The sequence below is a fragment of the Mycobacterium sp. genome, from assembly GCF_035603715.1.
Lineage (GTDB): Bacteria > Actinomycetota > Actinomycetes > Mycobacteriales > Mycobacteriaceae > Mycobacterium.
Genome location: NZ_DATNJW010000450.1, coordinates 1 through 4,925 on the forward strand (window position 1 = coordinate 1; position 4,925 = coordinate 4,925).

2 protein-coding genes are annotated in these 4,925 nt (G+C 68.7%); both read right to left on the reverse strand.

All coding sequences use genetic code 11. The features are described 5' to 3' along the window. Window positions 1-117: 117 nt before the first annotated feature. A complete protein-coding gene (locus VN856_RS18630; RefSeq protein ID WP_325691684.1) occupies window positions 118-1,491 on the reverse strand; it encodes a M1 family metallopeptidase in 1,374 nt (457 codons plus the stop codon). Beyond that, on the reverse strand, window positions 1,446-4,925 hold a 3,480-nt coding region (locus VN856_RS18635; RefSeq protein ID WP_325691686.1), incomplete at its 5' end, for a Pls/PosA family non-ribosomal peptide synthetase. The genes VN856_RS18630 and VN856_RS18635, both read right to left, overlap by 46 nt.

Genomic DNA, 4,925 nt, shown 5'->3' on the forward strand with positions numbered 1-4,925 from the left:
CGTCGGTGTGGTGGGTGCTGCGACGGCTGAGTTCATCTCTCGATCGCGGGTGATGCGTCGACAGGTGGAGCTCACCGAGTTGACACCGGCGTCGGCACTCAACGGCTGAGCGACCCGCTAAGGCACGGCCCGCGAGTACAGCCAGCTGTCCCACAGCCCCGACAACGATTCATCGCAATAGCCGGCGGCCAGGTCGGTGAAGTCACTGGTGACCGCGTTCGCGTGGCGGTAGCGGTTCGTCCAATCCTTCAGTAGCGCAAAGAACTTCTCGTCGCTCAACCGTCGACGCAGCGCGTGCAGGGTCAACGCGCCACGCTTGTACACCCGGTCGTCGAACATGTCCCGCGGCCCGGGATCGGTCAGCAGCAGATCCTGCGGCGAGTCACGCAATTTCTGGTGATAACGCCGGGCGAGTTCGTCGGCGCTGGGGCCGCCGCTGTGCTCCGACCACAGCCACTCGGCGTAGCACGCGAATCCCTCGTGCAACCAGATGTCGCGCCACTGCCGCACGGTGACCGAGTTTCCGAACCACTGATGGGCCAGTTCATGGGCGATGAGCCGCTCGCTACCCCGGGCGCCATCGCAATGATTGGCTCCGAATATCGAAATTCCTTGAGCCTCAAGGGGTATTTCGAGATCATCATCGGTCACGACGACGGTGTAGCCGTTGGCCAGCGGGTACGGACCGAACAGCTCGACGAACAGCTCCATCATCTCGGGTTGGCGGGCGAAGTCATGGTAGAAGTTGCGGCGCAGCCGTTCGGGCAACGCGGCCCGCATCGATACCGGCGTTTTACCCTGCCGCGTGAGCTCATACATCCCGATCTGCAGGGTGATGAGGTAGGTCGAGGTCGGCTCGGGTTGTTCGTAGGTCCACTCGGTCTGCGCGGCCCGCACCCGCCGAGAGGCCAGCCTGCCGTTGGCGACCACCCGGTAGGGATTATCGGTGCTGATCTGGATGCGGTAGGACGCTTTGGCGCTGGGGTGGTCGTCGCAGGGAAACCACGACGGGGCACCGTTGGGCTGTCCGGCGACCAGCACACCGTTGGTCAGTTCCTCGAAACCGACGTCGCCCCACAACGATCGCACTGGTCGCGGCGTCCCGTGGTAGTGCACGACGATCGACATCTGGGCCCCGGCGGCCAGCTTCGTGGACAGTCGAATGCGCAATTTCCTTTCACGGCAGGCGAAGTGAGCAACTCGTCTGCCGTTCATCAACACCTTCGACACGGTCATCGCATCGGAGAGATCGAGAGTGAACTCCTCCAACTCGGTGAGTGTCACCGCGCCGATCGTCGCCGATCCCGAAAGCCGATTGATGGCAACCTTGTATTCCAGTGCCAGTTCGTAGCGTGACACCCGATAGCCGAGGTTGCCGCTCTTCGGCAGATACGGGTCGATCACCGTCTGCTCGGCGCTGGGCGCGAGCTTCTTGGCAACCCGTTTCACGCGGCGGCCTTCTTGCCGGGCTTCTCCCGGGGCAAATCCCATGGCCTGATCGGATTACCCTGCCAGCGTGTCGATTTCGGCACCTCGTCGCCGCGCACCACAAGCGATGCGGGACCGACGGTCACGCCCGCACCGAGCCGGGCCGATGGCAGTGCCACACCATGCGGGCCCAGCGTCGCGCCGTCCTCCAGCACGACGGCGTCCATCCGCATGATCCGGTCGTGAAAAAGGTGCGTCTGCACAACGCAGCCACGGTTCACGGTGCTGCCGCGGCCGAGTGTGACGAGATCGGCCTCTGGTAGCCAATAGGTTTCGCACCAGGCACCGCGGCCGACCTTGGCGCCCAGTGCGCGCAGCCACATGTTCATCACGGGTGTGCCGCTGGCGGCTCGGGCGAACCACGGCGCCGCGACGGTTTCCACGAATGTGTCAGCGAGCTCGTTGCGCCACACGAACGACGACCACAGCGGGAATTCGCCCGCCTGAATCCGGCCCACCAGAAGCCATTTCGCGGCCACGGCGACACCCGCGGCCACCGCGCCCGCGGCCAGTAGCACCAGCCCACCGCACAGGGCGGCGCTCCAGATCCCGAAGATCCGGGCCAGCGCCTGCAGTGTGCCCAGCACGGCCAGTCCGATCGCGGCGGTCACCATCACCGGGAGCACCCTAAATGCCTCAACGACGGACCGCATCGCCTTCAACCGCCATGGTGGTTCGTAGGTGCGGGCCGTGTCCGCCTCGGCAGGACGCCGGCGCAGCCGCATGGGCGGGCTGCCCAGCCACGACGAACCGCGTTTGGCTTTGGCCGGAGCTGCCGACAACACCGCAACCAGTCCGTCGTCAGGGACCCGCCGGCCCGGTTGGGTGATGCCGGAGTTGCCGAGAAACGCCCGCCTGCCGACCGTCGTCGTGGCCGCATAGATCCAACCGCCGCCCAGTTCGTACGACGCGACCATCGTGTCGTCGGCCAGAAACGCGCCGTCCTCGATGACGGTGAACTTCGGGGTCAGCAACACCGTCGAAATCTCGGTGTCGCGGCCGACTTTGGCGCCGAGCAGCCGCAGCCAGCCTGGTGTCGCAAGGCTGGCGTAGAGCGGGAACAGGTAATTGCGCGCGCCGTCCATCAGCCGCTCGCTGGCCCACAGCTGCCAGCCACTCCGGCTGCGCACCGGGTGGTAGCCCTCCCGGAGGCCGATCGACAGCATCCGGACCGCCACGATCGTCATCGCCGCGTAGGCCGCCAGTGCGGCGATGGTCGCGACCGGCGTCCACAGCAGCGCGGGCAGCACTGCCTGTGACAGCCGGTGAGTGCGATGGACAGCCAGGCCGATCACCGCGAGCCCGGCCGCCAGAGCGGTCAGCGGCATCGCCGCCAGCAGCACCGACGTCAGCGCGTAGACCGCGACCCAGTAACTTCGGCGCGCCGGCCGTTCGTCTGGCCAGGGGTGTTTCACTCGGCCGGATTTCACGGCGGGCGAACCTTTCCAGTACTGGCGGCTTTTCACCTTTCCGACGACGCCCGAGCCGGGTGCGACGTCGGCGTTCTTGCCGACGACGGCGCCGGGCAGCAGCGTCGTGCGCGCGCCGATCGTCGCGTCGTTGCCGATCGTGATCGCCCCGACGTGAAAGGCATCGCCGTCGATCCAATGCCCACACAGATCCACCTCGGGTTCGATGGCGCTGCGATGCCCGAGCGTCAGCAGACCGGTGACCGGCGGGATCGAGTGCAGATCGACGCCCTTGCCGATATCGGCGCCCAGTGCGCGCGCGTAGTACACCAGCCATGGCGCCCCGGCCAGGTTCTCGGCGCCGCTGGCCTCGGCGAGCCGCTCGGCCAGCCACACCCGCAGGTGCACCCAGCCACCGCGGCGGTAGGTTCCCGGCCGCACATTCGGCAGCAGCAGCCGCGCGGCCAACACCGCGATCGTCATCCGGCCCATCGGCGTGACGAACACGACGAAAGCCGCCGCAACCAGCCACCAGTTCACTGCGACGGTCCACGGCACCAGGTGCAAAGACCGGGCGACGTTGTTTCCCAGCGCCAGCCACGTCACCCACTGCAGCGCGGCCAGCGTCGCCAACGGCACCGACAGCACGGTCTGAGCGAGCTGCGCAGACAGTGGGGTCGCTCGCACCTTCCGCTCGATCACGTCCGGCGGGGTCTCGAGCTCGTCGAGGAAGCCGGTCAGCGAGCCCAGCCGCGGATGGTCGTACAAGTCGGCCACCGTGACCTGGGGATACCGGTCTCGCAACGCGGCAACGAGCTGCGCCGCGGCGAGCGAGCCGCCGCCGAGCGCGAAGAAGTCGGCCTCCGGGCCCGTCACGGTCGCGCCGAGTAGGTCCTGCCACAGCCCGGCCAGCCACCGCGCCGTACCGCTGAGCTCGAGCGTTCCCTCGGTGTCGGCGCCACCCGGCGGCGGCCAGGGCAGCGCGTCGCGGTCGACTTTGCCCGACGTGCGGGTGGGCAGCTCGTCGACCCGGACCAGGCGCGGCACCAACGCGGCGGGAAGCTGCCCGGCGAGCTGGGCGCGCGCGGCGACGATGTCGAATTCCGTGTCGGCGCTGGCAACATAGCCGACCAGCATTGGCGTGCCGGCCGCCGTCCGGCGGACCGCCGCCGCGCCGCCGCTGACTCCCGGAAGATGGACCAGCGCGGCGTCGACCTCGCCCAGCTCTATGCGGCGGCCACCGACCTTGACCTGGTCGTCGGCGCGGCCGCAGAAGATCAGGCCCTCGCGTTCCAGCCGCACCAGATCGCCGCTGCGGTACGCGCGCCGCCAGCCCAGCGTCGGCATCGGCGCGTACTTCTCGGCGTCTTTCGCCTCGTCGAGGTAGCGGGCCAGCCCAACGCCACCGATCACCAGCTCGCCGATGTCACCGTCGCCCACCGGCTCGCCGTCGCCGTCGACCACGGCCAGGTCCCAGCCCGCCAGCGGCAGGCCGATGCGTACCGGGCCGACGCCGTCGAGCCTGGCCGCGCACGCGACCACGGTGGCCTCGGTGGGGCCGTAGGTGTTCCACACCTCCCGGCCCTCCACCGCGAGGCGGGTAGCCAGCTCCGGTGGGCAGGCCTCGCCGCCGAAGATCAGTAGCCGGACGGCGTCGAGTGACTCCTGGGGCCACAGGGCGGCCAGGGTCGGAACGGTCGAGACCACCGAGATCCGCTGGGTCACGAGCCACGCCCCGAGATCGACCCCGCTGCGCACGAGCGATCGCGGCGCCGGCACGAGGCACGCCCCGTGCCGCCAGGCCAGCCACATCTCCTCGCACGACGCATCGAACGCCACCGACAACCCGGCCAGCACGCGATCACCGGGGCCAATCGGGCTGTCCTGCAGGAACATCCGCGCTTCGGCGTCGACGAACGCCGCCGCGCTGCGGTGCGTTACGGCCACGCCCTTCGGGGTGCCGGTCGTGCCGGAGGTGAAAATGATCCAGGCGTCGTCTTCCAGCGCGGGGCGGCGGGGCCTGACCCC